Origin of the sequence: Aquimarina megaterium XH134 (assembly GCF_000520975.1) — a bacterium.
GTDB classification, from domain to species: domain Bacteria; phylum Bacteroidota; class Bacteroidia; order Flavobacteriales; family Flavobacteriaceae; genus Aquimarina; species Aquimarina megaterium.
This window is the reverse complement of the sequence record NZ_JACB01000084.1, coordinates 1-2460: the sequence shown is the minus strand read 5'-3', so window position 1 is coordinate 2460 and position 2460 is coordinate 1. Positions and strand designations below refer to the sequence as shown.

Here is a 2460-nt window from a genome sequence, read left to right as displayed (position 1 = left end):
AATGGTGATGTTACAGAATTTGATGCTACTAGTTTATTTTATTATTTAACTGCTTTTTTCCTTTTTATATTCACCTGGGAGACCAATGACTGGTTAATACGAAGGGAAGTTAAGTCTAATCAAGGTAAAAGTCTGGACTTAAATAATGGAATGAATATTATTGCTATAAATATGGCGATTTTTATTCCTATAGCTGCTTCGCTATATTATTTGGCGATTTTTGAATTTAATCATATATGCAAGATTAATACTAATAAACCCTGGTTACTATTTAGAATAGATTTTTTTAGAGCTACACTCTTAGGCTTTGCTGTTGTTATTTTTAATCTCTTTTATTATTCTCTAAAACAGAAAAAAGAAATGGAAAATACAATGAACAAACTAAAAAAAGAAGTCATGACGTCTAAATATAAGTCCTTAAAAAATCAAATTAGCCCCCATTTTTTATTCAATAGCTTAAATACACTTACATCATTAATGTATCAAGACAGGGATCTGGCATCTGATTTTGTATCCAGATTAGCAACATGTTATAGGTATATTCTGGATAATCGTGAAGAGGACCTGGTTAGTCTCGAAAAAGAATTAAGTTTTCTTGATTCTTTTATATTTATGATGAATGTGAGACATGAAGGCGCGCTTAGTATTACTACTCATATTTCGGTTAATCCAAAAGAATATGTAATTCCTACCTTATCGTTACAAATGCTCGTAGAAAATGCCTTAAAACATAATTATTACTCTAAAGAAAGGCCTTTGGAGATTAGTATTATTTCTATTGAAAAAAGTAGTATTCTTATTCAAAATAATTTACGGGTAAGAAAACAAAAAGAAGAATCAACACAATTAGGGCTTAAAAATATTAAAAAGAGGTATTCCTTTTATACAAATCAAGAAGTATTAATAGAAACAGAGCATGAATATTTCAAAGTTACTCTCCCACTATTGACCAAAGATATAAAAGAAGTAACCATGGTAAAAGTTTCATAAAATGACTGCTGTAATTGTTGAAGACGAAAATATAGCCTCTAAGCGTTTGGCAAATCTCATCGAAGAATTAGCTCCAGAAATAAAGATTGCCGGTCAAATCACTTCTGTCGAGAACGGGAGACATTGGTTTGAAAATAACCCACTCCCCGATCTAATATTTCTGGACATTCAATTAAATGATGGATATGGATTCGATATTTTAGATACGCTAGAAGATCACCCCCCTATTATATTTACTACGGCATATAACGAATATGCCATAAGAGGTTTTAAGTATAATGGGCTAGATTACCTTCTAAAACCAATTGACAAAAAAGATTTAAAAAACGCTCTTGCCAAATACAAAAAGAGCTTTACGGGAGCTGGTAAATCGATAGATGATGTAAAATTCGAACGTATTAAAAATTTGTTTGCAAAAGAATACAAACGTCGTTTTATGGTTAAAGTTGGAAATCAATTTAACACTTTTAATGTTGACGATATTGCTTATTTTAAATCCCATGAAGGAATTATTTTTTTGCACTCCCACACAGGAAAGCAATATCCTATAGAATACACTATAGATCAACTTGAGGAAATTCTAGATCCTGTTCATTTTTTTAGAATTAATAGAAAATTTATGATTTCTGTTAAAGCTGTAGTTGAGATTCACAGTTATTTTAATAGTAGATTATTATTGAAACTAAAGCCTATGGACGATGATCAGATTATTGTTTCCAGAGAGCGGACCTCTAATTTCAAAAAGTGGCTTGACCTTTAATTTACAAAATGGTAAAAAAAATTACTCAAGTCATTTTTGTTCTATTAAGTACTGTGATAGGTCTCTATCCTTTTATATATCTCTTTGTAAATCGAAAATTTGGTTTATTAAATTCGAAAAGTAGTGACTTACTTGTCGATACCATTTGGAATATTGCCTTTTATAGTCATATCTTTTTTGGAGGTGTTGCGTTATTAATAGGCTGGATTCAGTTTAATAAAAAAATAAGAGTCTCTCGATCAGAATTGCATAAGCGTATTGGAAAAATCTATATGATTATGGTCTTTATAAGTGGAATTTCGGGAATTCATATTGGTTTCTTTGCTACAGGAGGAGTTATTGCATCTCTCGGATTTATATGCTTAGGAATACTTTGGATATACACTACCTATAAAGCATATTGGTATGCCAAAACTACCCGAATACCCCAACATCAAACTATGATGTATTACAGTTATGCAGCCTGTTTTTCTGCTGTAACCCTTAGAGTATGGTTACCCATACTTATTATGCTTATTGGAGATTTCATCATTGCATATCAAATAGTAGCATGGCTTTGCTGGATTCCGAATCTTATTTTTGCATATTATCTTACGGGTAGAATCAAATCCAGGTTAGTCGTAAGTTCTATTTGAATATCACTATAAAAAATGCTCCCGGTATATCAGGAGCATTTTTACAATAGTAAATATTTAAAATCTTTATACTAT

Annotated in this window: 3 protein-coding genes; all 3 read left to right on the top strand. The window is 30.7% G+C overall.

All coding sequences use genetic code 11. The annotated features are described in order from the left end of the window. Window positions 1-990: sensor histidine kinase (locus Z053_RS30580; RefSeq protein ID WP_025668085.1), on the top strand; the 990-nt coding region annotated here is incomplete at its 5' end. Between the two features lies 1 nt (window position 991). Continuing rightward, window positions 992-1750 (top strand): LytR/AlgR family response regulator transcription factor, encoded by a 759-nt coding sequence (locus Z053_RS0126935; protein WP_025668083.1) that lies wholly within the window; start codon window positions 992-994, stop codon window positions 1748-1750. A gap of 8 nt (window positions 1751-1758) precedes the next feature. Beyond that, window positions 1759-2385: a DUF2306 domain-containing protein gene (locus Z053_RS0126930; RefSeq protein ID WP_025668082.1), complete on the top strand. Its 627-nt coding sequence runs from the start codon at window positions 1759-1761 to the stop codon at window positions 2383-2385. Window positions 2386-2460 lie beyond the last annotated feature (75 nt).